The 26,632-nt window shown below is 71.2% G+C and carries 21 protein-coding genes; 15 read left to right on the top strand and 6 right to left on the bottom strand.

The features are described from left to right. The first annotated feature begins 4 nt into the window (after positions 1-4). The 12 genes from ABZ934_RS17385 (at position 5) to pgi (ending at position 15,909) form a co-directional block, all read left to right on the top strand. Positions 5-805 carry a hypothetical protein gene (locus tag ABZ934_RS17385; protein WP_361313524.1) on the top strand — a complete coding sequence of 267 codons (801 nt, stop codon included), beginning with the start codon at positions 5-7 and terminating at the stop codon, positions 803-805. Between the two features lie 802 nt (positions 806-1,607). Further along, positions 1,608-3,620: an excinuclease ABC subunit UvrC gene (uvrC, locus tag ABZ934_RS17380; protein WP_361313521.1), complete on the top strand. Its 2,013-nt coding sequence runs from the start codon at positions 1,608-1,610 to the stop codon at positions 3,618-3,620. Next, positions 3,617-4,654: an RNase adapter RapZ gene (rapZ, locus tag ABZ934_RS17375; protein ID WP_361313518.1), complete on the top strand. Its 1,038-nt coding sequence runs from the start codon at positions 3,617-3,619 to the stop codon at positions 4,652-4,654. Before uvrC ends, rapZ begins: the two co-directional genes overlap by 4 nt. Next, on the top strand, positions 4,651-5,715 hold the full coding sequence (gene yvcK / locus ABZ934_RS17370; RefSeq protein WP_361313515.1) for a uridine diphosphate-N-acetylglucosamine-binding protein YvcK: 1,065 nt from the start codon (positions 4,651-4,653) through the stop codon (positions 5,713-5,715). The genes rapZ and yvcK overlap by 4 nt, the downstream gene beginning before the upstream one ends. Then, the gene (gene whiA / locus ABZ934_RS17365; protein ID WP_030237199.1) at positions 5,706-6,701 is read left to right on the top strand and encodes a DNA-binding protein WhiA; all 996 of its coding nucleotides are present in this window, start codon (positions 5,706-5,708) and stop codon (positions 6,699-6,701) included. Before yvcK ends, whiA begins: the two co-directional genes overlap by 10 nt. Positions 6,702-6,859: 158 nt before the next feature. Further along, the gene (locus ABZ934_RS17360; protein ID WP_361313513.1) at positions 6,860-9,820 is read left to right on the top strand and encodes a M14 family zinc carboxypeptidase; all 2,961 of its coding nucleotides are present in this window, start codon (positions 6,860-6,862) and stop codon (positions 9,818-9,820) included. A 232-nt stretch (positions 9,821-10,052) separates the two neighbouring features. Then, positions 10,053-11,060 (top strand): type I glyceraldehyde-3-phosphate dehydrogenase, encoded by a 1,008-nt coding sequence (gene gap, locus ABZ934_RS17355; protein ID WP_136216877.1) that lies wholly within the window; start codon positions 10,053-10,055, stop codon positions 11,058-11,060. A gap of 140 nt (positions 11,061-11,200) precedes the next feature. Then, positions 11,201-12,412 (top strand): phosphoglycerate kinase, encoded by a 1,212-nt coding sequence (locus tag ABZ934_RS17350; RefSeq protein WP_361313510.1) that lies wholly within the window; start codon positions 11,201-11,203, stop codon positions 12,410-12,412. 6 nt (positions 12,413-12,418) lie between these two features. Next, positions 12,419-13,195, top strand: a complete 777-nt coding sequence (gene tpiA / locus ABZ934_RS17345) for a triose-phosphate isomerase (RefSeq protein ID WP_361313507.1) — start codon at positions 12,419-12,421, stop codon at positions 13,193-13,195. A gap of 153 nt (positions 13,196-13,348) precedes the next feature. Continuing rightward, positions 13,349-13,570 carry a preprotein translocase subunit SecG gene (secG, locus tag ABZ934_RS17340; protein ID WP_190182709.1) on the top strand — a complete coding sequence of 74 codons (222 nt, stop codon included), beginning with the start codon at positions 13,349-13,351 and terminating at the stop codon, positions 13,568-13,570. 181 nt (positions 13,571-13,751) lie between these two features. After that, positions 13,752-14,087: an RNA polymerase-binding protein RbpA gene (locus ABZ934_RS17335; protein ID WP_007263454.1), complete on the top strand. Its 336-nt coding sequence runs from the start codon at positions 13,752-13,754 to the stop codon at positions 14,085-14,087. Positions 14,088-14,250: 163 nt separating this feature from the next. After that, positions 14,251-15,909: a glucose-6-phosphate isomerase gene (gene pgi, locus ABZ934_RS17330; protein WP_361313846.1), complete on the top strand. Its 1,659-nt coding sequence runs from the start codon at positions 14,251-14,253 to the stop codon at positions 15,907-15,909. Positions 15,910-16,044: 135 nt separating this feature from the next. On the opposite strand, the gene pgl is transcribed toward pgi, so the two are convergent. From pgl to tkt, 5 genes are all read right to left on the bottom strand, one after another. Continuing rightward, positions 16,045-16,827 carry a 6-phosphogluconolactonase gene (gene pgl / locus ABZ934_RS17325; RefSeq protein ID WP_361313843.1) on the bottom strand — a complete coding sequence of 261 codons (783 nt, stop codon included), beginning with the start codon at positions 16,825-16,827 and terminating at the stop codon, positions 16,045-16,047. Between the two features lie 112 nt (positions 16,828-16,939). Further along, positions 16,940-18,004, bottom strand: coding sequence for a glucose-6-phosphate dehydrogenase assembly protein OpcA (gene opcA / locus ABZ934_RS17320; RefSeq protein ID WP_361313504.1), 1,065 nt, complete (start codon positions 18,002-18,004; stop codon positions 16,940-16,942). Then, the gene (zwf, locus tag ABZ934_RS17315) at positions 18,001-19,530 is read right to left on the bottom strand and encodes a glucose-6-phosphate dehydrogenase (protein ID WP_361313841.1); all 1,530 of its coding nucleotides are present in this window, start codon (positions 19,528-19,530) and stop codon (positions 18,001-18,003) included. The genes opcA and zwf overlap by 4 nt, the downstream gene beginning before the upstream one ends. Before the next feature lie 2 nt (positions 19,531-19,532). After that, entirely contained in the window at positions 19,533-20,651 is a 1,119-nt protein-coding gene (gene tal, locus ABZ934_RS17310) for a transaldolase (protein WP_361313501.1), read from the bottom strand. 33 nt (positions 20,652-20,684) lie between these two features. Beyond that, a complete protein-coding gene (gene tkt / locus ABZ934_RS17305) occupies positions 20,685-22,772 on the bottom strand; it encodes a transketolase (protein ID WP_361313498.1) in 2,088 nt (695 codons plus the stop codon). A 278-nt stretch (positions 22,773-23,050) separates the two neighbouring features. On the opposite strand from tkt, the gene ABZ934_RS17300 reads away from it, so the two are divergent. The 3 genes from ABZ934_RS17300 (at position 23,051) to ABZ934_RS17290 (ending at position 25,612) form a co-directional block, all read left to right on the top strand. Beyond that, positions 23,051-23,992 (top strand): heme o synthase, encoded by a 942-nt coding sequence (locus tag ABZ934_RS17300; protein ID WP_361313495.1) that lies wholly within the window; start codon positions 23,051-23,053, stop codon positions 23,990-23,992. 24 nt (positions 23,993-24,016) lie between these two features. After that, positions 24,017-24,340: a hypothetical protein gene (locus ABZ934_RS17295; RefSeq protein ID WP_361313492.1), complete on the top strand. Its 324-nt coding sequence runs from the start codon at positions 24,017-24,019 to the stop codon at positions 24,338-24,340. A gap of 150 nt (positions 24,341-24,490) precedes the next feature. Continuing rightward, positions 24,491-25,612 carry an amidohydrolase family protein gene (locus tag ABZ934_RS17290; protein WP_361313489.1) on the top strand — a complete coding sequence of 374 codons (1,122 nt, stop codon included), beginning with the start codon at positions 24,491-24,493 and terminating at the stop codon, positions 25,610-25,612. A 34-nt stretch (positions 25,613-25,646) separates the two neighbouring features. Here the strand turns inward: ABZ934_RS17290 and ABZ934_RS17285 are convergent, their stop codons facing one another. Beyond that, the gene (locus tag ABZ934_RS17285) at positions 25,647-26,615 is read right to left on the bottom strand and encodes a COX15/CtaA family protein (protein ID WP_361313838.1); all 969 of its coding nucleotides are present in this window, start codon (positions 26,613-26,615) and stop codon (positions 25,647-25,649) included. Positions 26,616-26,632 lie beyond the last annotated feature (17 nt).

Below are 26,632 nucleotides of genomic sequence, written 5' to 3'. Positions count from 1 at the left end.
CCGCGTGAACGCCGACCGACTGCGTGCCGCCGCCGTCGCGGTCCTCGCCACCGCCGCCGCCTGCCTGGCGCTGCCCTCGCAGGCGCAGGCGGCCCCCGTGCCCCAGCCCTTGTCCGCGACCGCCGAGGTCAAAGCGGCGGCCGGGCAGGCGGCCGGCGCACCCGAATCCCTGGCCACCCTGTCACGGTTCTTCGCGCGGGAGGGCAGGGTGACGGTGAGCGCCGCGCAGCCGAGGCTGGAGGGCGAGGCGATACCGGTGAACTACCTCTCGCCGGACTTCGTGGCGGGCAAGGCCGGGGCGCCCGTCGCCCGGCTGGAGTTCCTCGCCAGCGAGGCGGTCTCCTCGGACGGCCAACTGGCCTCGCTGTGGACGGCGCGGACGGAGGCCGGCTGGCAGGTGGTGAACATCGCCACCGGCGACGACGAGTTCCGCTACGCGCGGCTCGGGGAGCGGAAGCTGCCGGGCGGGACGGTGTTCCGCGAGCCGCAGATCGACGCGTGGTACGTGGCCCGGGGCGCGAGTGTGCTGCCGCTGGACGAGGACGCGGAGCGGGCCGTGGGCGCCGGGGGCACGAGCCTGGCGGCGTACCGGTCGCGGGTCGCGCGGGCGTACGGGGACAAGCTGCCGGGGTCGGCGTACGCGAAGGCCGGCAAGGCCGGGGGGTACGCGGACGGCTCCGCCGGTGGCTCGGCGGGTGGCTCCGCCGGTGACGCCGCAGGAGTGGCCGGGGCCGCCGGGGCGCTGGCGTTGGGCGGGGCGGGGGTGCTGTTCCTCCGCCGCCACCGCCGCGCGCCGGCGGCGTAACCGACCCGCCGACCCCGCCGACCCCGCCGACCCCGCCGGTCCCGCCGTCCCGCCGTCCCGCCAGGACGGCGGGACGGCGGTCCCTCGGCCCCCGGGCGGCAGTTGCCCTCCGGAAGCGGGGCCGGGGCGCAAGCGTGGCTCCGACCCGGCCGCCGGGCGGCCGTGTGTCTCCCGGAGCGGTGCCGAGTCGGTCCGCCCAGGCGCCCGAGCGGTTGTCGGGCCCCTGCGGGGCGCTCCCCGTCCCGTGCGCCCGACACGCCCGAGCCTCGCCGCCCCGGGCGGGGTCGGGCCGGCGCCCCAGGCACGCTGCCCCGGCGGTGGGTTGTGCCGCCCTGGCCCGCGGGACCGGCCGCCCGGGGAGCCGCCCCGACCCCGCCCGGGCGGACCGTTCGGTGGTCTGCGCGGCCGTGCTCCGCGCCTTCGGCGAGTGGGCGGCCCGGCCCGGGGTGCCGGGGTGGCCCGTGCGGCACGGCTCCGCCATACCGCCAAGGCGGCGGGCCCCGCCCTTTCCCCATCTCCCGGGGCTCCGCCCCCGGGACAGTTCCGCGTGGACCAGTCCGCGCCTCGGCGTTGCACCCCGGACGTCTTGCCCCGCCCCCGGGGACGGCACCGGCTGGGCGCCTCCGGGGACGGAGCGCCGGTAGGGGCCCGGTGCTCCCGGGTCCCGCCCCCGGGGCCGGGCCGGGACCGGTGGGTTCGGGCCGGCGCCCCGGACCGGGGGGCCGGACCCCGCACTACCGCCCGGCGTCCCCGGGCCGGGGCGTGGGGTGGGTTGTCCGTGGGCGACAGTAGGGTGGTTGGCATGGCCGACCCTTCCAGCTACCGCCCCCAGCCGGGGCAGATCCCCGACTCCCCCGGGGTCTACAAGTTCCGCGACGAGCACCGCCGGGTGATCTACGTCGGGAAGGCCAAGAGCCTGCGCCAGCGCCTGGCCAGCTACTTCCAGGACGTCGCGAACCTGCACCCCCGTACCGCCACCATGGTGACGACCGCCGCGTCCGTCGAATGGACCGTCGTCTCCACCGAGGTCGAGGCGCTCCAGCTCGAATACTCCTGGATCAAGGAGTTCGACCCCCGGTTCAACGTCAAGTACCGGGACGACAAGAGCTACCCCTCCCTCGCCGTCACCATGAACGAGGAGTACCCCCGCGTCCAGGTCATGCGCGGCCCGAAGAAGAAGGGCGTGCGCTACTTCGGCCCCTACGGCCATGCCTGGGCGATCCGCGAGACCGTCGACCTGATGCTCCGGGTGTTCCCGGTACGGACCTGCTCCGCCGGCGTGTTCAAGCGCTCCGCGCAGATCGGCCGCCCCTGTCTGCTCGGCTACATCGGCAAGTGCTCCGCCCCCTGCGTCGGCCGCGTCACCCCCGACGAGCACCGCGAACTCGCCGAGGACTTCTGTGACTTCATGGCCGGCCGGACCGGCACCTACCTCTCCCGGCTCGAAGCGCAGATGCGCGAGGCCGCCGAGGACATGGAGTACGAGAAGGCCGCCCGGCTGCGCGACGACATAGGGGCGCTGCGCCGGGCCATGGAGAAGAACGCCGTCGTGCTCGCCGACGCCACCGACGCCGACCTCATCGCCGTCGCCGAGGACGAGCTGGAAGCCGCCGTGCAGATCTTCCACGTACGCGGCGGCCGGGTCCGCGGCCAGCGCGGATGGGTCACCGACAAGGTGGAGGCCGTCGACACCGCCGGGCTCGTCGAGCACGCGCTCCAGCAGCTGTACGGGGAGGAGAAGGGCGAGGCCGTCCCCAAGGAGGTGCTGGTCCCCGCCCTGCCCGAGGACACGCCGGTGCTGAGCGAGTGGCTCGCCGAGCGGCGCGGCGCCCAGGTCAGCCTGCGCATCCCGCAGCGCGGCGACAAGAAGGCGCTCATGGAGACCGTCCACCGCAACGCGCAGCAGTCCCTCGCCCTGCACAAGACCAAGCGGGCCGCCGACCTCACCACCCGCTCCCGGGCCCTGGAGGAGATCGCCGAGGCCCTGGAGCTGGACGGCGCGCCGCTGCGCATCGAGTGCTTCGACATCTCCCACCTCCAGGGCGACGACGTGGTGGCCTCCATGGTCGTCTTCGAGGACGGGCTGGCCCGCAAGAGCGAGTACCGGCGCTTCCAGATCAAGTCCTTCGAGGGGCAGGACGACGTCCGGTCGATGCACGAGGTGGTCTCCCGGCGCTTCCGGCGCTACCTCCAGGAGAAGCTGAAGACCGGCGAGTGGTCCCCGGAGGACGGGGAGACGGACGGCCCCGAGGAGGACGACGGGCGTCCCAAGCGCTTCGCGTACCCGCCGCAGCTCGTCGTGGTCGACGGCGGCCGGCCGCAGGTCACGGCCGCCCGGCGGGCCCTGGAGGAGCTGGGGATCGACGACGTGGCGGTGTGCGGCCTCGCGAAGCGGCTGGAGGAGGTCTGGCTGCCCGGCGAGGACGACCCGGTGGTGTTGCCCCGTACCAGCGAGGGCCTCTACCTGCTCCAGCGGGTGCGTGACGAAGCCCACCGCTTCGCCATCCAGTACCAGCGCAACAAGCGCGGCAAGCGCTTCAAGGCCGGTCCGCTGGACGAGGTGCCGGGCCTCGGGGAGAGCCGCAAGCAGGCCCTGATCAAGCACTTCGGTTCGGTGAAGAAGCTGAGAGCGGCGACAATCGACCAGATCTGCGAGGTTCCGGGCATAGGCCGCAAGACGGCCGAGACCGTGGCCGCCGCGCTCGCCCGGGCCGTCCCCGCCCGTCCTGCCGTCAACATGGCGACAGGAGAGATCATTGAGGATGAGACTCCCGCGTCTGCGGGAACGTCGTCCGAACGGGGGACAACGCCATGACCGAGCGCCCGACCAACGAGAACGCGACCAACGAGAACACGACCAACGAGAACGCGACCAACGAGAACGCGACCGACGAACACGTCGCGGATCAGAACGAGACCGAGCACGACCGAGACGGAGCACAGGTGAGTACGGGCACGACAGTGGAGCCCGGCGATACCGCCGAGGCGGCCATCCCCGAGCTGGTGATCATCTCCGGGATGTCCGGGGCCGGCCGCAGTACCGCGGCCAAGTGCCTGGAGGACCTCGGCTGGTTCGTCGTGGACAACCTCCCGCCGGCGCTGATCCCCACCATGGTGGAACTCGGCGCCCGCTCGCAGGGCAACGTGGCACGCATCGCCGTCGTCGTCGACGTCAGAGGCCGCCAGTTCTTCGACGCCCTGCGCGAGTCCCTCGCCGACCTGGAGGCCCGTGGCGTCACCCGTCGCATCGTCTTCCTGGAGTCCTCCGACGACGCGCTGGTCCGCCGCTTCGAGTCGGTCCGCCGCCCGCACCCCCTCCAGGGCGACGGGCGCATCGTCGACGGCATCGCCGCCGAGCGCGACCTGCTGCGCGAGCTGCGCGGTGACGCCGACCTCGTCATCGACACCTCCAGCCTCAACGTGCACGAGCTGCGCGCCAAGATGGACGCCCAGTTCGCGGGCGACGAGGAGCCCGAGCTGCGGGCCACCGTCATGTCCTTCGGCTACAAGTACGGCCTTCCCGTCGACGCCGACCTCGTCGTCGACTGCCGTTTCATCCCCAACCCGCACTGGGTCCCGGAGCTGCGCCCCTTCACCGGGCTCAACGCGGAGGTGTCGGGGTACGTCTTCAGCCAGCCCGGCGCGAAGGAGTTCCTCGACCGGTACACCGAGCTGCTCCAGCTCATCGCCACCGGCTACCGCCGTGAGGGCAAGCGGTACGTGACCATCGCGGTCGGCTGCACGGGCGGCAAGCACCGCAGCGTGGCCATGTCCGAGAAGCTCGCGGCCCGCCTCGCCGCCGAGGGAGTAGAGACCGTCGTCGTCCACCGGGACATGGGGCGCGAGTGACCGGACGCTCCCTGCGCCTGCGCCGCCTGCGCCGGCTCGCCCCCGGCCGGGGCGAGGACGGCGCGGGCCGCACCGGGCGCCGCGCCGCCGCCAAGGTGGTCGCCCCCAAGGTCGTCGCCCTCGGTGGCGGCATGGGCCTGTCGGCCTCGCTCGCCGCGCTGCGCCGGATCACCGGCGAGCTCACGGCCGTGGTCACCGTCGCCGACGACGGCGGCTCCAGCGGCCGGCTCCGTGAGGAGCTCGGCGTGCTGCCGCCCGGCGACCTGCGCAAGGCGCTCGCCGCGCTGTGCGGGGACGACGAATGGGGCCAGACCTGGTCCCGTGTCATCCAGCACCGCTTCCAGTCCGCCGGTGCCCTCCACGAGCACGCGGTCGGCAACCTGCTGATCGTCGCCTTGTGGGAGCAACTCGGCGACCCCGTGCAGGCGCTCGACCTGGTCGGCAAGCTGCTCGGCGCGCAGGGCCGGGTGCTGCCGATGTCCGCGGTCCCGCTGGAGCTCCAGGCGCTGGTCAAGGGCCACGACCCGGCGCGCCCGGAGGACGTGGACACCGTACGGGGGCAGGCCACGGTGGCCCTGACCCCCGGCGAGGTGTTGTCCGTGCAGGTCGTCCCGGGCGATCCGCCGGCCGTGCCGGAGGCGGTCGCGGCCGTGCTCGACGCCGACTGGGTGGTGCTCGGTCCGGGCTCCTGGTTCTCGTCGGTGATCCCGCACCTGCTGGTGCCGGAACTGCTCGACGCGCTCATCGCGACGAAGGCCCGCAGGGTGCTCTCGTTGAACCTCGCGCCGCAGCCCGGTGAAACAGAGGGCTTCTCTCCGCAGCGTCATTTGGAGGTTTTGGCCCGACACGCCCCTAAACTCGCCCTGGACGTGGTGCTGGCCGACGAGGCCGCCGTGCTCGATCGCGACTCCCTGGCCGATGCCGCCAAACGGTTCGGCGCCGCGGTCGAGCTGGCGCCCGTGGCCAGGCGGGACGGGGCTCCGAAGCATGATCCGGAGCTGCTGGCCGCCGCGTACGACCGTATTTTTCGGATGCATGGAAGGATCGGCCCATGGCGATGACGCCCGCGGTGAAGGATGAGATCTCCCGCCTCCCCGTCACCCGGACCTGCTGCAGGAAGGCGGAGGTTTCGGCGATCCTTCGGTTCGCGGGCGGGCTGCACCTGGTGAGCGGCCGCATCGTCATCGAGGCGGAGCTCGATACGGGCATCGCGGCCCGGCGCCTGCGCAAGGACATCCTGGAGATCTTCGGGCACTCCTCCGACCTGGTGGTGATGGCCCCGGGCGGGTTGCGCCGGGGCAGCCGGTTCGTCGTCCGCGTCGTCGCCGGCGGGGACCAGCTGGCCCGCCAGACCGGCCTCGTGGACGGCCGCGGCCGACCGATCCGGGGCCTGCCGCCGCAGGTCGTCTCCGGGGCCACCTGTGACGCCGAGGCGGCCTGGCGCGGCGCCTTCCTGGCCCACGGCTCGCTCACCGAGCCCGGCCGGTCCTCCTCCCTGGAGGTCACCTGCCCGGGCCCGGAGGCCGCCCTGGCCCTGGTGGGCGCCGCCCGCAGGCTCTCGATCGCCGCCAAGGCGCGCGAGGTGCGGGGGGTGGACCGGGTCGTGGTCCGCGACGGCGACGCGATCGGCGCGCTGCTGACCCGGTTGGGTGCCCACGAGTCGGTGCTGGCGTGGGAGGAGCGCCGGATGCGGCGCGAGGTGCGGGCCACCGCCAACCGCCTCGCCAACTTCGACGACGCCAACCTGCGCCGCTCGGCGCGGGCCGCGGTGGCCGCCGGTGCCCGGGTGCAGCGCGCCCTGGAAATCCTGGGCGAGGAGGTCCCGGAGCACCTCGCCGCGGCCGGCCGGCTGCGCATGGAGCACAAGCAGGCGTCGCTGGAAGAGCTGGGTGCGCTGGCCGACCCGCCGCTGACGAAGGACGCCGTCGCGGGCCGGATCCGTCGGCTGCTGGCGATGGCCGACAAGCGGGCTCAGGACCTGGGCATCCCGGGCACCGAGTCGAACCTCGACCTCAGCGAGGAACTGGCCGACAACATGGCCGGTTGACCGCGTTCCCCGGGCTGACCGCGTCACGGAGCAGGGCCGGCAGGGACCCGCACGGGTGATCGTGCGGGTCCCCCGTCGTATGCCCCATTGACATGCGCATGGGCTGTCGTGAGCCTGGCTGCCAACGCTTTCGTGGCAGACGACGCCCAGGGGGGCATATGAGGCACCGCGCGAGATCGATCCTCGCCGCAAGCGCACTCGTCATCGGAACCACACTCGCCGCGTTACCCGTAGCGGCACACGCCCGACCCGCGACGGACGGCGGAGCCGGACCGGCATCCGACGAGGTCCGGGTCTACGACGCCGACATCACCAAGGAACAGGTCCCGCTCGTCCTCGCCGCCGGCCAGGACGCCCACGAACTGGCCGAGCGCCCGCCCGCGACCGGGACGGCGAAGGTCGAACTGTTCCTCACCGCCGGGCAGGCCGGGGATCTCGCCGCACAGGGCGTCAAGATCGCCGAGCGCAAGATCGTCCCGTCCGCCCGCGCGGAGGCCCCCGGCGACGGCGTCTTCCGGCCGTACAGCGGCAAGGGCGGCCTCCAGGAGGAGATCCTCAAGACCGCCCGGGACAACCCGTCGCTCACCAAGGTCGTCTCCATCGGCAAGACCGGCCAGGGCAAGGACATCCTCGCCCTGAAGGTCACCAAGGACGCCAAGAAGACCAAGGACGGCGCCAAACCCTCGGTGCTCTACATGTCCAACCAGCACGCCCGCGAGTGGATCACCCCCGAGATGACCCGGCGGCTGATGCACCGGACGCTGGACGGCTACGGCAAGGACCAGCGCATCACCAAGCTGGTGGACTCCACCGAGATGTGGTTCCTGCTCTCCGCCAACCCCGACGGCTACGACTACACGCACGCCCCCGACGGGCAGCGGCTGTGGCGCAAGAACCTGCGCGACAACGACGGCGACGGCAAGATCACGGCCGTCGACGGGGTCGACCCCAACCGCAACTTCGCCTACCGGTGGGGCTACGACGACGAGGGCTCCTCCGAGAGCCCGTCGAGCGAGACCTACCGCGGCCCCAAGGCGAACTCCGAACCCGAGACCGTCGCCCTCGACGCGTTCGAGAAGCGCGTCGGCTTCAGGTACGCGATCAACTACCACTCGGCCGCCGAGCTGCTGCTCTACGGAGTGGGCTGGCAGGTCGCCACCCCCACCCCCGACGACGTCGCCTACAAGGCGCTCGCCGGCACCCCCGAGCACTCGGCCGTGCCGGGCTACTACCCACAGGTGTCCTCCGAGCTCTACACCACCAACGGCGAGGCCGACGGCCACGCGGCCAACGTCAACGGCGTCATGATGTTCACCCCCGAGATGAGCACCTGCCAGACTGCCTCCGCCGTCGACCCGAACGACCGCTGGAAGCCCGAGGACTGCCCGTCCGTCTTCAACTTCCCGGACGACGAGAAGCTCATCCAGGCCGAGTTCGCCAAGAACGTCCCCTTCGCGCTGTCGGTCGCCGAGAGCGCGGCGCACCCGGACCGGCCGGTGTCCTCCGTCGGCCTGAGCGCCGCCGACTTCACCGTGGACCCCTTCACCACCTCCTACGTACAGCGCGGCGAGGACCAAACCGTCTCGGTCACCGCCCGCAAGGCGCTCCAGGACAAGCAGCTCAAGTTCCGCGTCAACGGCGGTCGTACGCACGACGACGGGCTGAAGGCGTGGAAGGGCGGCGACGTCTACGGCGGCGACGACAACAACTGGTTCGACGAGTACCGGGCCAAGGTCGACGGCGCCAAGCCGGGCGACAAGGTCGAGGTCTGGTTCACCGGCCGCGACCGGGGCAGGGAACTCTCCAGCGAACACTTCAGCTACACGGTGGCCGAGCGGCCACGCGACGCGGACGTCCTCGTGATCGCCGAGGAGGGCGCCAAGGCCACCCACGCCCAGGAGTACGTCGACGCCCTGCGCGCCAACGGCAAGAAGGCCGCCGTCTGGGACGTCGCCACCCAGGGCGTCCCGCACCACCTGGGGGTGCTCTCCCACTTCCGCACCGTCGTCCACTACACCGGGGCCAAGACCCCCGGCGGTGAAACGCAGCTCGCCGTACGCGACTTCCTCAACGAGGGCGGCAAACTGATCGAGGCCGGTGAGCAGGCGGGCGGCAACGCCCGGGTCGGCCGCGCCGTCACCGACGACTTCAGCCAGTACTACCTCGGCGCCTACGGCCGGGCCCGGGTCAGCGGGCCCACCGCCTTCACCGGAGCGGGCGCCCTCGCCGGGGCGAAGGGCGGCCTCGGGGACGCCGCGGACAACCCCCTGGACGCTCCGGGTTCCTTCTCGGTGACCTCCGAGACGCTGCCACCGGCGCGGTTCCCGCAGTTCAAGAGCGCGCAGGCGGGCCAGTACGCCGGTGTCGTGAACCCGTACGCCCCTTACGCGGGCACCGGGATGGCCGCGGCCACCCACGAGGACAACGAGTGGAAGCGGCTGACCCGCACGCTCGACCTCACCAAGGTCTCCGCCGCCGACAGGCCGCAGCTCAAGATGGCCCTCAACTGGAACACCGAGCAGGGGTACGACCACGCCGTCCTGGAGGCGCACACCACCGGGGCGGAGGACTGGACCACGCTCCCCGAGGCCGCCGGTCTCAGCAGCGCCGCCGTCCCCGCCGAGTGCGACGCCGGCTTCTTCGTCAACGGGCACCCCTTCCTGCGCCACTACCTCGACCTGACCGCCGGCGGCTGCACGCCGCACGGCAGCAGCGGGGCGTGGAACAGTTTCACCGGCTCCTCGGGCGGCTGGAAGCAGGTCTCCTTCGACCTGAGCGCCTACGCCGGCAAGTCCGTGGAGGTCTCGCTGTCGTACGTCACCGACGGCGGGGCGGGCGGCCGGGGCGTCTTCGCGGACGAGGCGCGGCTCTCCGTCGGCGGGACGGACCAGACCGTCGAGGGCTTCGAGACCTCGCTGGGGGCGTGGACGGCCCAGGGCGCACCGGCCGGAAGCCCCGTCATCCCGGGGGATTGGTACAGGACCGGGGAGCTCTTCAAGTCGTACGCGGCTGTCACTACGCGTGACACCGTGCTCTTCGGTTTCGGCCTGGAACAGGTCCCGGCGGCGGCGGAACGAGTCGTACTCGTCGGTAAGGCCCTCCGTTCGCTGAACCACTGATCCGAGGCTTAACCGGCCCTCACTCCGGGTAACGGGGACAAGGTCCCAGGGGTCCCGTACCGGTACGTCCGGTACGGGGCCTCGCGGTGTCATTCCTGGGAAGCAGGGGAGTGTCAGCCGTCGGCCGATGTCACTCGGAAGCTCACGGAGAGGTAGGGTCGTAAGCGGTCGGGGACATCCCATACAGCTCGCCGGGGGACTTTTACCGGCGCACCAACGAGGAGATCGGTTCGTGACGATCCGCGTAGGCATCAATGGTTTTGGCCGAATTGGCCGCAACTACTTCCGGGCGCTCCTTGAGCAGGGAGCGGACATCGAGATCGTCGGTGTCAACGACCTGACTGACAACGCCACTCTGGTGCACCTGCTCAAGTACGACACGATCCTCGGCCGCCTCAAGGCCGAGGTCTCGCACACCGACGACACCATCACCGTCAACGGCAACACCTTCAAGACGTTCGCCGAGCGCGACCCCGCCAACCTGCCCTGGGGCGAGCTGGGCGCCGACATCGTCATCGAGTCCACCGGCATCTTCACCAAGAAGGCCGACGCCGCCAAGCACATCGCGGCCGGCGCGAAGAAGGTCCTCATCTCGGCCCCGGCCAAGGACGAGGACATCACGATCGTGATGGGCGTCAACCAGGACAAGTACGACGCGGCCAACCACCACGTCATCTCCAACGCCTCCTGCACCACCAACTGCGTGGCGCCGATGGCCAAGGTCCTCGACGAGAACTTCGGCATCGTCAAGGGCATGATGACGACGGTCCACGCCTACACCAACGACCAGCGCATCCTCGACTTCCCGCACTCGGACCTGCGCCGCGCCCGCGCCGCCGCCGAGAACATCATCCCGACCTCGACCGGTGCCGCCAAGGCCACCGCGCTGGTCCTGCCGCAGCTCAAGGGCAAGCTGGACGGCATGGCCATGCGCGTCCCGGTCCCCACCGGCTCGGTCACCGACCTCGTCCTGGAGCTCTCCCGCGAGACCACCAAGGAAGAGATCAACGCGGCCTTCCAGAAGGCCGCCGAGGGCCAGCTGAAGGGCATCCTCGACTACACCGAGGACGCGATCGTCTCCTCCGACATCGTGAACTGGCCCGCGTCCTGCACCTTCGACGCGTCCCTGACGATGGTTCAGGACGGTACGCAGGTCAAGGTCATCGGCTGGTACGACAACGAGTGGGGCTACTCCAACCGCCTCGTCGACCTGACCGTGTTCGTCGGCGGTCAGCTCTGATCGTCACGGCAGGCAGCACGATGTGAGGCACAGGGTCCGAGTGGCGCGACGAGGCGCCGCACGGGCCCTGTGGCTTGTCTCGTACCCTCTCACCCAGGTCGGGACGGAAACCCCGCGTGGGGATAAGGAGTAAGAAACACATGAAGACGATCGACGAACTTCTCGCCGAGGGCGTCTCCGGCAAGCGGGTGTTCGTCCGCGCGGACCTCAACGTGCCGCTCGCGGGCACCGAGATCACCGACGACGGACGCATCCGTGCCGTCCAGCCGACCATCGCGAAGCTTGCCGAAGCCGGCGCCCGCGTGATCGTCGCCTCGCACCTGGGCCGCCCCAAGGGCGCCCCGGACCCGGCGTTCTCGCTGGCCCCGGCTGCCAAGCGGCTCGGCGAGCTGCTCGGCACCGACGTCGCGTTCGCCACCGACACCGTCGGCTCCTCCGCCAGGGAGACCGTCGCGGCCCTCGCCGACGGCAAGGTCGCCGTCATCGAGAACCTGCGCTTCAACGCCGGCGAGACCTCGAAGGACGACGCCGAGCGCGGCGCGTTCGCGGACGAGCTCGCCGCGCTCGCCGACCTCTACGTCGGCGACGGCTTCGGCGCCGTCCACCGCAAGCACGCCTCGGTCTTCGACCTCCCGGCGCGCCTGCCCCACGCGGCCGGCTACCTCATCGCCACCGAGGTCGGCGTCCTGAAGAAGCTGACCGCCCAGGTCAAGCGCCCGTACGTGGTCGTCCTGGGCGGCGCCAAGGTCTCCGACAAGCTCGCCGTCATCGACCAGCTCCTCGGCAAGGCCGACCGCATCCTCATCGGCGGCGGCATGGCGTACACCTTCCTCTACGCCAAGGGCTACGAGGTCGGCATCTCCCTGCTCCAGAAGGACCAGGTGGACGTCGTCAAGGAGTACATGGAGCGCGCCGAGAAGAACGGCGTCGAGCTGGTCCTGCCGGTCGACATCCTCGCCTCTACGGACTTCCCCGACCTCAAGGGCAAGACCCCGGCCGACTTCACCACCGTCGACGCGGACAAGATCCCCGCCGACAAGGAGGGTCTGGACATCGGTCCCAAGACCCGCGAGCTGTACGCGTCGAAGATCGCCGACGCGGAGACCGTCTTCTGGAACGGTCCCGTGGGCGTCTTCGAGCACCCCGACTACGCCGGAGGCACCCGCGCGATCGCGCAGGCCCTCGTCGACAGCGACGCGTTCACCGTCGTCGGCGGTGGGGACTCCGCCGCCGCCGTGCGCACGCTCGGCTTCGACGAGAACGCTTTCGGCCACATCTCGACCGGTGGCGGCGCCTCCCTCGAATACCTCGAGGGCAAGACGCTCCCCGGCCTCGCCGCACTGGAGGTCTGACCCTCAATGACCACGCGCACCCCGCTCATGGCGGGCAACTGGAAGATGAACCTCAACCACCTCGAGGCCATCGCGCACGTCCAGAAGCTCGCCTTCGCGCTCGCCGACAAGGACTACGACGCCGTCGAGGTGGCGGTCCTGCCGCCCTTCGTCGACCTGCGTTCCGTCCAGACCCTCGTCGACAGCGACAAGCTGAAGATCAAGTACGGCGCCCAGGACATCTCGGCGCACGACTCCGGTGCCTACACCGGCGAGATCTCCGGCCCGATGCTGGCCAAGCTCTCCTGCACCTTCGTGGCCGTCGGCCACAGCGAGCGCCGGCAGTACCACGCCGAGAGCGACGAACTCTGCAACGCCAAGGTCAAGGCCGCCTACCGGCACGGGATCACCCCGATCCTGTGCGTCGGTGAGGGCCTGGACGTCCGCAAGGCCGGCCGGCAGGTCGAGCACACGCTCGCCCAGGTCGACGGCGGCCTGAAGGACCTCCCGGCCGAGCAGGCCGAGACCATCGTGATCGCGTACGAGCCCGTCTGGGCCATCGGGACCGGCGAGGTCGCCACCCCCGAGGACGCGCAGGAGGTCTGCGGGGCGATCCGCGGCCGGCTGGCCGAGCTGTACTCGCAGGAGCTGGCCGACAAGGTCCGCATCCAGTACGGCGGCTCCGTCAAGGCCGGCAACATCGCCGCGATCATGGCCCAGCCCGACGTCGACGGCGCCCTGGTCGGCGGCGCGGCACTGGACGCCGACGAGTTCGTCAAGATCGTCCGGTTCCGGGACCAGTAGAGCCGGGCCGTCCCCGCAGCGAGTAGGCGGCGGGGCGGATCCGTCGTACCCTTGCGGGGGCCAGGAGGCCGCACTGCCGGCCACTGGCCCCCGCGCACCTCCCAGCGGAACCGGAAAGCCGGAAAAGCCAGAAAGTAGGAATCAGCCGTGATTTTGGGGTTCTCGATCGCCCTGATCGTCTTCAGCGCCCTGCTGATGCTGCTCGTGCTGATGCACAAGGGCAAGGGTGGTGGCCTTTCCGACATGTTCGGCGGCGGCATGCAGTCGTCGGTCGGCGGCTCCTCGGTCGCCGAGCGCAACCTGGACCGCATCACCGTCGTGATCGGTCTGCTGTGGTTCGCCTGCATCGTCGCCCTGGGCCTGCTGAGGAAGTAAGCCCGAAGTCGACCGTTCCGGCCATTGTGCCGGTCCGGTACGCCCCCTCCGGCCTATCATGGGCTCCTGCGGGGGCGCCCCCTCCAGTTGCAGGACGGCCGCCCGGCCTTACGTAGACTTGGGCGCCCGCAGCGGAATACCCCTCACGCTCCGCGGCACCATCAGGCAGGGAGTTACGACCGTGGCAAGTGGCAACGCGATCCGTGGAAGTCGGGTCGGAGCGGGGCCGATGGGCGAGGCCGAGCGCGGCGAGTCCGCGCCCCGCCTGCGCATCTCCTTCTGGTGCTCGAACGGGCACGAGACGCAGCCGAGCTTCGCCAGCGACGCGCAGGTGCCGGACACCTGGGACTGCCCGCGCTGCGGCTTCCCCGCCGGCCAGGACCGGGACAACCCGCCGGCGCCGCCGCGCACCGAACCGTACAAGACGCACCTGGCGTACGTGCGGGAGCGGCGTACCGACGCCGACGGCGAGGCGATCCTCGCCGAGGCGCTCGCCAAACTCCGGGGCGAGATCTGAGAGTCGGCCCACGCCGTCGCACTGGAGAGTGACTTGGGGCCCGGCCCGCGGAAGAGACAATCCCGCGGGCCGGGCCCCTTTGTGCGCGTTGTCCCCCTTCGCATCCCTTAAGTTGGGGCGTGGCGGGGCACAACAGGACGGAAGAAGTGGGTTGATGTCCGAGATGAACGCAGACAGCCGCAGGACGAGGCTCAACCGGACGCCCGAGTGGTCGGCACTCGGCAAGCACCGGGAAGCGCTGGGTCAGACGCATCTGCGGGAGCTGTTCGAGACGAATCCGGACCGGGGCACCGGTTACACCCTGCGGGTCGGGGACCTGCACATCGACTACTCGAAGCACCTCGTCACCGACGAGACGCTCGCGCTCCTGCGCGACCTGGCGTCGGCCACGGGCGTGGCCGAGCTGCGCGACGCGATGTTCCGCGGCGAGAAGATCAACACGACGGAGGACCGGGCGGTCCTGCACACCGCCCTGCGGGCCCCCCGGGACGCGGTGGTCGAGGTGGACGGCGAGAACGTCGTCCCCGCCGTCCACGCGGTCCTCGACAAGATGGCCGCCTTCTCCGAGCAGGTCGGGTCGGGGGAGTGGACCGGGTTCACCGGCAAGCGCATCAAGAACGTCGTCAACATCGGCATCGGCGGCTCCGACCTCGGTCCGGCGATGGCCTACGAGGCACTGCGCGCCTTCACCGACCGCGACCTGACCGTGCGGTTCGTGTCCAACGTGGACGGCGCCGACCTGCACGAGGCGGTACGGGACCTCGACCCCGCCGAGACGCTGTTCATCATCGCCTCCAAGACGTTCACGACGATCGAGACCATCACCAACGCGACCTCGGCGCGCACCTGGCTGCTGGCCGGACTGGGCGGCGAAGACGCCGCGGTGGCACGGCACTTCGTGGCCCTGTCGACCAACGCCGAGAAGGTCGAGGAGTTCGGCATCGACCCGGCCAACATGTTCGGGTTCTGGGACTGGGTCGGAGGCCGCTACTCCTTCGACTCCGCCATCGGACTCTCCCTGATGATCGCGATCGGCCCGGACGCCTTCCGGGAGATGCTGGGCGGCTTCCACACCGTGGACGAACACTTCCGTACGGCACCGCCGGAGCGGAACGCGCCCCTGCTGCTGGGCATGCTGGGCGTCTGGTACGGGGGCTTCTTCGACGCGCAGTCGCACGCGGTGCTGCCCTACAGCCACTACCTCTCACGGTTCACGGCCTACTTGCAGCAGCTCGACATGGAGTCCAACGGCAAGTCCGTGGACCGGGACGGCAACCCGGTGGACTGGAACACCGGCCCGGTCGTCTGGGGCACGCCCGGCACCAACGGGCAGCACGCGTACTACCAGTTGATCCACCAGGGCACCCGGATGATCCCGGCGGACTTCATCGGCTTCGCCCGTCCGGTGGCGGAACTGGAACCGGAGTTGAAGGCCCAGCACGACCTGCTGATGGCGAACTTCTTCGCGCAGACCCAGGCGCTGGCCTTCGGCAAGACGGAAGAGGAGGTGCGGGCGGAGGGCGTTCCCGAGGCGCTGGTCCCGCACAAGACGTTCCGGGGCAACCACCCGACGACGACGATCCTGGCGGACGAGTTGACGCCGGCGGTCCTCGGCCAGTTGGTCGCCCTGTACGAGCACAAGGTGTTCGTCCAGGGCGCGGTGTGGAACATCGACTCCTTCGACCAGTGGGGCGTGGAACTGGGCAAGGTGCTGGCCAAGCGGATCGAGCCCGCCCTGGTCGACGGCTCCCACCTGGAGGATCTCGACCCGTCCACCCGGGCGCTGGTCACCACCTACCGGGAGCTGCGCGGCCGGTCTTGACCCGGTGACGGCGGCGGGGGCGGGGGCCCGGGGCCCTCGCCACCGCCGTCCGGGAGCCGTTCGCCAGGCCGGGGCGACCCGTCAGGCCGGGGTGACCCGTCAGGCCGGGGTGACCCGTCAGGCCGGGGTGACCCGTCAGGCCGAGGCCGGCGGGTAGAGGCCCGGCGGCAGCTTGGCCGCCGCCGGGCGGTCCAGCAGCCACAGGGTGCGGCTACGCCCGTACGCGGCCGAGGCGGGGGCCTGAACGCTCCCAGCGCCGCCGAGCGCGATGGCCACCGCGCCCGCCTTGTCCTCGCCCGCCGCGAGAAGCCAGACCTCACGCGCGGCCCGGATCGCCGGGAGGGTCAGCGAGACCCGGGTCGGCGGCGGCTTCGGCGCACCGTGTACCCCGACCACCGTGCGGTCGCTCTCGCGCGCCGCAGGGTGCTCCGGGAACAGGGACGCCACGTGCGTGTCCGGGCCCACGCCCAGCATCAGGACGTCGAAACGGGGGACGGGGCCGTGGTCCTCGGGCCCCGCGGCCTGGCGGAGCTCCTCGGCGTAGGCCGCCGCGGCCGCGTCCACGTCCGCCCCGTACGGGCCGTCCGAGGCCGGCATCACGTGGACCCGTGCCGGATCGACGGGGACCGCGTCGAGCAGCGCCTCCCGGGCCTGGACGTGATTGCGCTCGGGGTCGTCGGCGGGGACGTAACGCTCGTCGCCCCACCACAGGTCCAGTCGGGACCAGTCGATGGCGTCCCGGGCCGGGGCCGCCGCGAGCGCGGCGAGCAGCCCGTTGCCGTTGCGGCCTCCGGTCAGCACCACCGAGGCGCTGCCGCGGGCCGCCTGCGCGTCCACGACCTTCGTGATGAGCCGGGCCGCGGCGGCCTGGGCCATCAGCTCCTTGTCCCGGTGGACGACGACCTGCGGAGTCGTCATACCCATGTGCGTGCCGCCTTCTTGCTCGTGCCGGACGCCTCGACGCCGGACGGAACGGGAACGGCCGCCGGCCGGACCCCCGTGCGGGGGCCCGACCGGCGGCCGTGGAACGTCACTGCTTGGCCGCGGCCTTCTTCGCTGCGGACTTGGCGGCCTTCTTCGCCGCCGGAGCGTCGGCGGACGCGCCGGCGATCTGGGCGCCGGTCGCCGCGGGGGCCTCGGCGGCCGGGGCGGAGGCGACCGGACCCGGCGCCGTCTCCAGCCGGGTCACACCGAACTTCAGCGACGCCTCGTAGGTGTTGTCCGGGTCCAGCCGGCGCAACTCCTCCGCCAGCAGCTCGGCCGTTTCACGGCGCTTGAGCGCCACCGCCCGGTCGGGCTGACCCGGCATGCACAGCGTCGCCAGGGCGCCGTCCGCGCGGTCCAGGACGATCTGGCCGTCCCTGGTCTCCAGGCGTACGGCGGTCAGACCCGGGCCCTGGGACAGAGTGCGCGTCACCGGCACGTCCAGCCGGTCCGCCAGCCACATGGCCAGCAGCTCGCAGCTCGGGTTCTCGTCCTCGCCCTCGACGGTGGCGGAGACGACCGACACCGTCTGCTGGTCCAGGGCGGCGGCCAGCATCGAGCGCCAAGGTGTGATCCGGGTCCAGGACAGGTCCGTGTCGCCAGGCGCGTAGGCCTCCGCCCGGGCACCGAGGGCGCCGATGGGGTCCTCGGAGGAGTACGTGTCCGTGATCCGGCGCTGACCGAGCACACCGAGCGGGTCGCCCACAAGGTCCGTCGGAGCCCCCTCCGGCCACCAGACGACCACGGGGGCGTCGGGCAGGAGGAGCGGGAGAACCACCGACTGGGCGTGGTGGACCAGTTCACCGTGCAGGCGCAGCACCACCGTCTCGCCGGTGCCCGCGTCCGCCCCGACGCGGAGCTCCGCGTCGAGCCGGGCGTCGCGACGGCTGCGGGGGGAGCGGCTGACCCGCCTGACCACGACGATGATCCGCGAAGGGTGTTCGTGGGACGCGTCGTTGGCTGATTTGAGCGCGTCGTACGCGTTCTCCTCGTCGGTCACGATCACCAGCGTGAGGACCATGCCGATGGCCGGCGTGCCGATGTCCCGGCGCGCCTGCACCAACGCGGCGTTGATCTTGCTGGAGGTGGTCTCCGTAAGATCGATCTTCATGGCCGGCGCCAGCTCCGTCCGTCTCGTGCGAGCATCTCGTCCGCCTCGACCGGCCCCCAGGTGCCCGCCGGGTACTGCGCGGGCTTCCCGTGCTTGTCCCAGTACTCCTCGATCGGGTCGAGGATGTTCCAGGACAGTTCGACCTCCTGGTGGCGCGGGAACAGGTTCGCGTCACCCAGCAGGACATCGAGGATCAGCCGCTCGTACGCCTCGGGGCTGGACTCGGTGAAGGACTCGCCGTACGCGAAGTCCATCGTCACGTCGCGGACCTCCATGGAGGTGCCCGGAACCTTCGAGCCGAAACGCACCGTCACGCCCTCGTCCGGCTGGACCCGGATGACCAGGGCGTTCTGCCCCAGCTCCTCGGTCGCGCCCGACTCGAACGGCAGGTACGGGGCCCGCTTGAAGACGACCGCGATCTCGGTCACCCGGCGGCCCAGGCGCTTGCCGGTCCGCAGGTAGAACGGGACGCCCGCCCAACGGCGGTTGTTGATCTCCAACCGGATGGCCGCGTACGTGTCGGTCTTCGACTTGGGGTCGATGCCGTCCTCTTCGAGGTAGCCGACGACCTTCTCGCCGCCCTGCCACGCCGCCGAGTACTGGCCGCGCACGGTGTGCTTGCCCAGGTCCTCCGGGAGCTCCACGGCGGTCAGCACCTTGAGCTTCTCGGCCACCAGCGCCTTGGGGTGGAAGGAGCCCGGCTCCTCCATCGCGGTGAGCGCCAGCAATTGCAGCAGGTGGTTCTGGATGACGTCACGGGCCGCGCCGATGCCGTCGTAGTACCCGGCCCGGCCGCCGATGCCGATGTCCTCGGCCATCGTGATCTGTACGTGGTCGACGTACGACCGGTTCCAGATCGGCTCGAACATGGTGTTGGCGAAGCGGAGTGCCAGGATGTTCTGGACGGTCTCCTTACCGAGGTAGTGGTCGATCCGGAAGACCTCGTCACGGGGGAAGACCTCGTGGACGACCTTGTTGAGTTCCTCGGCGCTCTTGAGGTCGTGGCCGAAGGGCTTCTCGATGACGGCACGCCGCCAGGAGCCCTCCTTCTGCGCCAGACCGTGGTCCTTGAGCTGCTGGACCACCTTGGGGAAGAACTTGGGCGGCACGGACAGGTAGAAGGCGAAGTTGCCGCCCGTGCCCTGCGCCTTGTCGAGCTCCTCGATCGTGGCCTTGAGGGTCTCGAAGGCCGCGTCATCGTCGAACTCGCCCTGGACGAACCGGCAGCCCTGGACCAGTTGCTGCCAGACCTCTTCGCGGAAGGGGGTGCGCGAGTGCTGCTTGACGGCCTCGTACACCTCCTGGGCGAAGTCCTCGTCCTGCCACTCGCGGCGGGCGAACCCGATCAGCGAGAAGCCCGGGGGCAGCAGGCCGCGGTTCGCGAGGTCGTAGACGGCGGGCATCAGCTTCTTGCGCGACAGGTCACCCGTAACGCCGAAAATGACCAGGCCGGACGGCCCCGCGATGCGCGGGAGCCGCCGGTCCTGTGCGTCACGAAGCGGGTTCGCTCCGTTCACCGACAAAATACTCAGTCCTCCGCGGGGGCGAGGCGCTCAAGCTCCGCCTGGGTCGACTTCAGCAGGTCGTTCCACGACGCCTCGAACTTCTCGACGCCTTCGTCCTCGAGCAGCTGCACCACATCGTCGTACGAGATGCCCAGCTTCGCGATCGCGTCGAGCTCGGCGCGCGCCTGCCCGTAGGTGCCGCGAATGGTGTCGCCGCTGACCTCACCGTGGTCGGCGGTGGCCTCCAGGGTGGCTTCCGGCATGGTGTTGACCGTGCCGGGCGCGACCAGGTCCACCACGTACAGGGTGTCCTTGTACGCCGGGTCCTTCACGCCGGTCGAGGCCCACAGCGGGCGCTGCTTGTTGGCGTGCGCCTTGTCCAGGGCGGCCCAGCGTTCGGAGGAGAAGACCTCCTCGTACGCCTCGTAGGCCAGCCGGGCGTTCGCGAGCGCCGCCTTGCCCTTGAGGGCCTTCGCCTCGTCGGTACCGATGCCGTCCAGGCGCTTGTCGATCTCGGTGTCCACGCGGGACACGAAGAAGGAGGCCACCGAGTGGATCTTGGAGAGGTCCAGGCCCGCGGCCTTGGCCTTCTCCAGGCCCGCCAGGTAGGCGTCCATGACCTGGCGGTAGCGCTCCAGCGAGAAGATCAGCGTCACGTTGACGCTGATGCCCCGGCCGATGACCTCGGTGATCGCGGGCAGGCCGCCCATGGTCGCCGGGATCTTGATCAGGGTGTTCGGGCGGTCCACCAGCCAGGCCAGTTGCTTGGCCTCGGCGACGGTCGCCTTCGTGTGGTGGGCGAGGCGCGGGTCGACCTCGATCGAGACCCGGCCGTCCTGGCCCTCGGTCGCGTCGAAGACCGGCCGCAGGATGTCGGCGGCGTCGCGGACGTCCGCCGTGGTGATCATGCGGATGGCTTCCTCGACGGTCACCTTGCGGGCGGCGAGGTCCGAGAGCTGCTGGTCGTAGCCGTCGCCCTGGCTGATCGCCTTCTGGAAGATCGACGGGTTGGTGGTGACACCGACCACGTGCTGCTGGTCGATCAGCTCGGCGAGGTTGCCGGACGTGATGCGCTTGCGGGACAGGTCGTCCAGCCAGATCGCCACGCCCTCGTCGGAGAGGCGCTTGAGTGCGTCTGTCATGGGAATTGCATCTCCTACTGGTCGATACGGGCGTCAGCGCGCGGCGGCTGCGATGGATTCCCGGGCAGCGGCGGCCACGGCCTCGGGGGTGAAGCCGAACTCACGGAACAGCACCTTCGCGTCGGCCGAGGCGCCGAAGTGCTCCAGCGACACGATGCGGCCCGCGTCACCCACGTAGCGGTGCCAGGTCAGGCCGATGCCCGCCTCGACCGCGACACGGGCCCGCACGGACGGCGGCAGGACGCTGTCCTTGTACGCCTGGTCCTGCTCCTCGAACCACTCGACGGACGGCATCGAGACCACACGGGTCGGGATGCCCTCGGCCTGCAGCGCCTCGCGGGCGCCCACGGCGAGCTGGACCTCGGAGCCGGTGCCGATGAGGACGACCTCGGGCGCACCGCCCTCCGCCTCGAACAGCACGTACCCGCCCTTGGCGGCGTCGTCGTTCAGCTCGTACGTCGGCACGCCCTGCCGGGTCAGCGCCAGACCGTGCGGGGCACCCTTGCCGAACACCTTGGTGTGGCGGCGCAGGATCTCGCGCCAGGCGACGACGGTCTCGTTCGCGTCGGCCGGCCGGACCACGTTCAGGCCCGGGATGGCGCGCAGCGAGGCGAGGTGCTCGACCGGCTGGTGGGTCGGGCCGTCCTCGCCGAGGCCGATCGAGTCGTGCGTCCACACGTAGGTGACCGGCACGTGCATCAGCGCCGACAGGCGCACGGCGTTGCGCATGTAGTCGGAGAACACCAGGAAGGTGCCGCCGTAGATGCGCGTGTGACCGTGCAGCGCGATGCCGTTCATGGACGCGGCCATGGTGTGCTCGCGGATGCCGAAGTGGATGGTGCGGCCGTACGGGTCGGCCTCCGGCAGCGGGTTGCCCTCCGGCAGGAACGAGGAGTTCTTGTCGATGGTGGTGTTGTTGGAGCCGGCCAGGTCGGCCGAGCCGCCCCACAGCTCCGGGATGACCGGGCCGAGCGCCTGGAGCACCTTGCCGGAGGCCGCGCGGGTGGCGACGCCCTTGCCGGGCTCGAAGACGGGGAGCTTGTCCTCCCAGCCCGCGGGCAGCTCGTTGGCCTCGATGCGGTCGAACTCGGCGGCGCGCTCCGGGTTGGCGGTGCGCCAGGCGGAGAAGTCCTTCTCCCAGGCGGCCTTGGCCTCGCGGCCGCGGTCCAGCGCCTTGCGGGTGTGCGCGATGACCTCGTCGGAGACCTCGAAGGTCTTCTCCGGGTCGAAGCCGAGGACGCGCTTGGTGGCGGCGACCTCGTCGTCACCGAGGGCCGAGCCGTGCGCGGCCTCGGTGCCCTGGGCGTCCGGGGCCGGCCAGGCGATGATCGAGCGCATCGCGATGAAGGACGGACGCCGGGTCTCGGCCTTCGCCGCCTTGAGCGCCTCGAACAGCGCCTTCGGGTCGAGGTCGCCGTTCTCCTTCGGGGCGACGCGCTGGACGTGCCAGCCGTACGCCTCGTAGCGCTTGAGGGTGTCCTCCGAGACGGCCGTCTCCGTGTCGCCCTCGATGGAGATGTGGTTGTCGTCCCACAGCAGCACCAGGTTGCCGAGCTTCTGGTGACCGGCCAGTGAGGACGCCTCGGCGGAGATGCCCTCCTGGAGGCAGCCGTCACCGGCGATCGCGTAGACCATGTGGTCGAACGGGGAGGCGCCCGGGGCGGCGTCCGGGTCGAACAGGCCGCGCTCGTAGCGGGCGGCCATGGCCATGCCCACCGCGTTGGCGACGCCCTGGCCGAGCGGGCCGGTCGTGGTCTCGACGCCGGCCGTGTGCCCGTACTCCGGGTGACCGGGCGTCTTGGAGCCCCACGTCCGGAACGCCTTGAGGTCGTCCAGCTCCAGGCCGAAGCCGCCGAAGTAGAGCTGGGTGTAGAGGGTGAGGGACGAGTGCCCCGCGGAGAGCACGAAACGGTCGCGGCCGACCCACTGGGGGTCCGCCGGATCGTGGCGCATGACCTTCTGGAACAGGGTGTACGCGGCGGGGGCCAGGCTCATCGCCGTTCCCGGGTGGCCGTTTCCGACCTTCTGGACCGCGTCGGCGGCCAGGATGCGGGCGGTGTCGACGGCCCGCTGGTCCAGTTCGGTCCACTCGAGCTCTGTGGTGGTCGGCTTGGTGCTCACCGTGAGTCAGGGCTCCTCTCCACATGTTGTTTCCCGGTGACGAACGGTGCACCGGCGCGATTCCGAGCCTACCCCCGAGACGGCGTGCCACTATTCGAGAGCCGGCAGTGCGTCGCCTTGTCGGCCACAGGTGTTCACCTGCGCTCGGGCCGATCGGCCCAACACGAGGCGACCCCGGCGCCGGGCGGGGTGAGGGCAACGTCTAGAGTGGCGTGGTACGTGCGAGCATTGCCGGGCCTCCTGCCCGCGGCTTGCTGAATTCTCTGTCAGGGGTGCGTGTGACGGCCGTCGAATCCCGTCCAGCGGGGGTGCTGGGGAGCCCTCCCGGTCACCGGCCGTTCGGGGCCAGGGTCATGGCTTTCGTGGCTTTGACCAAGCCGCGGATCATCGAACTTCTGCTGATCACCACAGTGCCGGTGATGTTCCTCGCCGAACAGGACGTGCCGTCCTTGTGGCTGGTCCTCGCGACCTGTTTCGGCGGATACCTGTCGGCCGGCGGCGCCAACGCGCTGAACATGTACATCGACCGCGACATCGACGCGCTGATGGACCGTACGTCGCAGCGCCCGCTGGTCACCGGCATGGTGAGCCCGCGCGAGTGCCTGGTCTTCGGCATCACCCTCGGCGTCGTGTCGACCCTGTTCTTCGGCCTGCTGATCAACTGGCTGTCCGCCGCGCTCTCGCTCGGCGCACTCCTCTTCTACGTCGTCGTCTACACGATGCTGTTGAAGCGGCGCACCGCCCAGAACATCGTCTGGGGCGGCATCGCGGGCTGCATGCCGGTGCTCATCGGCTGGTCGGCGGTGAAGAACGAGGTCTCCTGGGCCGCGGTCATCCTCTTCCTCGTCATCTTCTTCTGGACGCCGCCGCACTACTGGCCGCTGTCGATGAAGGTCAAGGACGACTACGCGCGGGTCGGCGTGCCGATGCTGCCGGTCGTCGCGGGCAACAAGGTCGTGGCCCGTCAGATCGTCCTCTACAGCTGGGTGATGGTGGCCGTCTCGCTGTTGCTGACGCCGCTGGGTTACACGGGCTGGTTCTACACCTCGGTCGCGCTGCTGGCCGGCGGCTGGTGGCTGTGGGAGGCGCACGCGCTGAACGCGCGGGCCAAGGCCGGCGTGACGGGCGCGAAGCTCAAGGAGATGCGGCTGTTCCACTGGTCGATCACCTATGTGTCGCTGCTCTTCGTCGCCGTGGCCGTGGATCCCTTCCTCCGTTGATTACTCACCGGTAGCATGCCGTCCATGGCAGACACCACCGCGGACACCGCAGACACCAAGAAGCAGGACCGTAAGGCCGCGAAGCTGGCCAAGCAGATCGGCGCGTTCGCCGCGCGGCACGGCGGCGCCGAGGGGCAGCTCGCGCACATCGGCCAGGCCGGCACCCGGATCGTGCTCGTCGGCACGGACGGCGGCTGGGGCGACCTGGTCGCCCCGACCTACGCGGTGGCCGAGCAGGCCGCCGAGAAGGCGGGCCTGACCCTCCACGAGGAGTTCGACGGAGAGTTCGCCGCCCGGGTGAAGACCGGCCCCTACGAGTGGTCGCGCATGGCGGGGATCCAGCTTTAGGGTGTCCGGCCAAGATCCGCCGGACACCTCCAAGGGCTCGGTGGCCCGTTCGGGGCCGGCTCGGTCAAGCGCGCGAGCAACACCTGGGGCGCCGCTCACCCGTTAGGACGTGTGGAAGCCGCTTCCTCACGTCCGCAACGGGATGCCCGGATGATCGAAACGCCGCCCCTGGTGGACCAGCACTGCCAGGGAGTGCTCCGCACGGAGCTGGGCCTCGGCACCTTCGAGGCCCAGCTGATCCGCTCGGCCGGACCGCCCGCCGCGGGCACCACCTTCTTCGACACGCAGACCGGCTTCGCCGTGCGCCGCTGGTGTCCGCCGCTGCTCGGGCTCGAACCCCACTGCCCGCCCGCCCGCTACCTCGCCCGGCGGCGCGAGCTCGGTGTCGCCGAAGCCGGGCGGCTCCTGCTGCGGGGCGCCGGGGTCGGAGCCTACCTCGTCGACACCGGGGTGCCCGGCGACCTCACACCGCCCAAGGAGCTGGCCCGCGCGGCGGACGCCGAGGCGTTCGAGATCGTCCGGCTGGAGTCGCTGGCCGAGCAGGTCGCCGACACCTCCGGGACCGTCGCCGCCTTCCTCGCCAACCTCGCGGAGGCCGTCCACCACGCAGCCGCCGGGGCCGTCGCCTTCACCTGCGGGGCCGACGCCCGATATCCCGCCGCCCTGGCCCAATACCCGGAGCCACCCGGCCCGGGAGAGGTGCGCGGGGCCGCCGGGCGGTGGTTGGCCGGCCGGACCAAGGGCGGCGCCGTACGCGACCCCGTCCTCTTGCGGCACCTGCTGTGGAGTGCCGTGGCGACCCGGCTGCCGATCCAGCTCCACACCGGCGCCGGGGAACCGGGGCAGCGGCCCGAGCATGCCGACCCCGGGCTGCTGACCGGCTTCGTACGGGCCACAGAGGGGCTGGGCGCCCCGCTGGTGCTGCTCGGCGGCTACCCGCACCATCGCGCCGCGGCCCGGCTGGCCGAGGCGTTCGCGCACGTGCACGCCGACCTGGGACCGTTCCTGGCGCGGACCGGCCCGGGGGCCGCCTCCGTACTCGCCGAGCTGCTGGAGCTCACGCCGTTCGGGAAGCTGCTGTTCTCCAGCGGGGGCCGGCAGGTGCCCGAGCTGCACGCGGTGGGCGCCCTGGCGTTCCGCGAGGCGCTGGGCCGGGTGCTGCGCGGGTGGGTCGGCGACGGGGCCTGGTCCTGGCGGGACGCGGACCGGGTGGCGGCGATGATCGCGGCGGGCAACGCCCGCCGCGTCTACCGGCTGGACGAACGGGCCTGACCCGCTCGCGCGGGGTCGGGCAGGCCCGCGCTGCTCAGACGGAGGAGAGCCGGCTGTCGCCCTGCGCCGGGATGCCCGCCCGCTCCGGCGACCGCTCGCGCAGGCTCAGCACCACACGCAGGACCGAGATCCACACCAGGCACGAGCCGAGCATGTGCACGGCGACCAGCACCTCGGGCACGTGGGTGAAGTACTGCACGTAACCGACGGCGCCCTGGGCCAGCAGCACGATCAGCAGGTCACGGGCGCGCGCCCGGGTGTCGACGGGGGCGTCGGCCACGCGCAGCACCAGCCACATGGCCAGCGCCAGGGCGCACACCACCCAGGCGGAGACGGCATGGACGTGCGCGGTGGTCGCCCAGTCGAACGGCATCCGCTTGATCTCGCTGCTGTCACCCGCGTGCGGGCCGGAACCGGTGACGACCGTGCCCGCCGCGATCAGCACCAAGGTGGCCGCGACCAGCGCCCAGGAGAGCCTGCGCACCGGCGCGGGCACCCGGGGCCGGGGGGCGGAGTCGCCCTCGCCGGTGCGCTGCCAGGTGACCGTGGTGACCGTGAGCAGGGAGGTGGCGAGCAGGAAGTGCCCGGCCACGCTGTACGGGTTCAGTCCGGTCAGCACGGTGATGCCGCCGAGGACCGCGTTGCCCATCACGAGGGCGAACTGGAGCCAGCCGAGCTTGGTGAGCGAGCGGCGCCACGGCTTGGCGGAGCGTGCGGCCAGGATGCACCAGCCGACGGCCGCGCAGAGCACGTACGTCAGCATGCGGTTGCCGAACTCGATCGCCCCGTGGAACCCCTGTTCCTGGGTGACGATCAGGCTGTCGCCGGTGCACTTGGGCCAGGTGTCGCAGCCGAGACCCGATCCGGTCAGCCGCACCGCGCCACCGGTGACCACGATGGCCACGCTCATGAGGAGCGCGGCGAACGCGGCCCGGCGGACGGTCCGGGGTGACGGGGTCCAGCGGCGGGCGAGGAAGGCGAGGGGGTTCAACACGGCCCCTATCGTAGGCCGCGCCTTGT

The sequence above is a fragment of the Streptomyces sp. NPDC046557 genome (assembly GCF_040645975.1).
Lineage (GTDB): Bacteria > Actinomycetota > Actinomycetes > Streptomycetales > Streptomycetaceae > Streptomyces.
This window is presented reverse-complemented; position numbering and strand designations above follow the sequence as displayed.

Coding starts and splice junctions, on each gene's coding strand:
- tpiA (WP_361313507.1), top strand. CDS start 12,419: ATGACCACGCGCACCCCGCTCATGGCGGGCAACTGGAAGATGAACCTC.
- tal (WP_361313501.1), bottom strand. CDS start 20,651: ATGACAGACGCACTCAAGCGCCTCTCCGACGAGGGCGTGGCGATCTGG.
- whiA (WP_030237199.1), top strand. CDS start 5,706: ATGGCGATGACGCCCGCGGTGAAGGATGAGATCTCCCGCCTCCCCGTC.
- ABZ934_RS17290 (WP_361313489.1), top strand. CDS start 24,491: ATGATCGAAACGCCGCCCCTGGTGGACCAGCACTGCCAGGGAGTGCTC.
- ABZ934_RS17350 (WP_361313510.1), top strand. CDS start 11,201: ATGAAGACGATCGACGAACTTCTCGCCGAGGGCGTCTCCGGCAAGCGG.
- pgi (WP_361313846.1), top strand. CDS start 14,251: ATGAACGCAGACAGCCGCAGGACGAGGCTCAACCGGACGCCCGAGTGG.
- opcA (WP_361313504.1), bottom strand. CDS start 18,004: ATGAAGATCGATCTTACGGAGACCACCTCCAGCAAGATCAACGCCGCG.
- uvrC (WP_361313521.1), top strand. CDS start 1,608: ATGGCCGACCCTTCCAGCTACCGCCCCCAGCCGGGGCAGATCCCCGAC.
- ABZ934_RS17295 (WP_361313492.1), top strand. CDS start 24,017: ATGGCAGACACCACCGCGGACACCGCAGACACCAAGAAGCAGGACCGT.
- rapZ (WP_361313518.1), top strand. CDS start 3,617: ATGACCGAGCGCCCGACCAACGAGAACGCGACCAACGAGAACACGACC.
- pgl (WP_361313843.1), bottom strand. CDS start 16,827: ATGACGACTCCGCAGGTCGTCGTCCACCGGGACAAGGAGCTGATGGCC.
- ABZ934_RS17360 (WP_361313513.1), top strand. CDS start 6,860: ATGAGGCACCGCGCGAGATCGATCCTCGCCGCAAGCGCACTCGTCATC.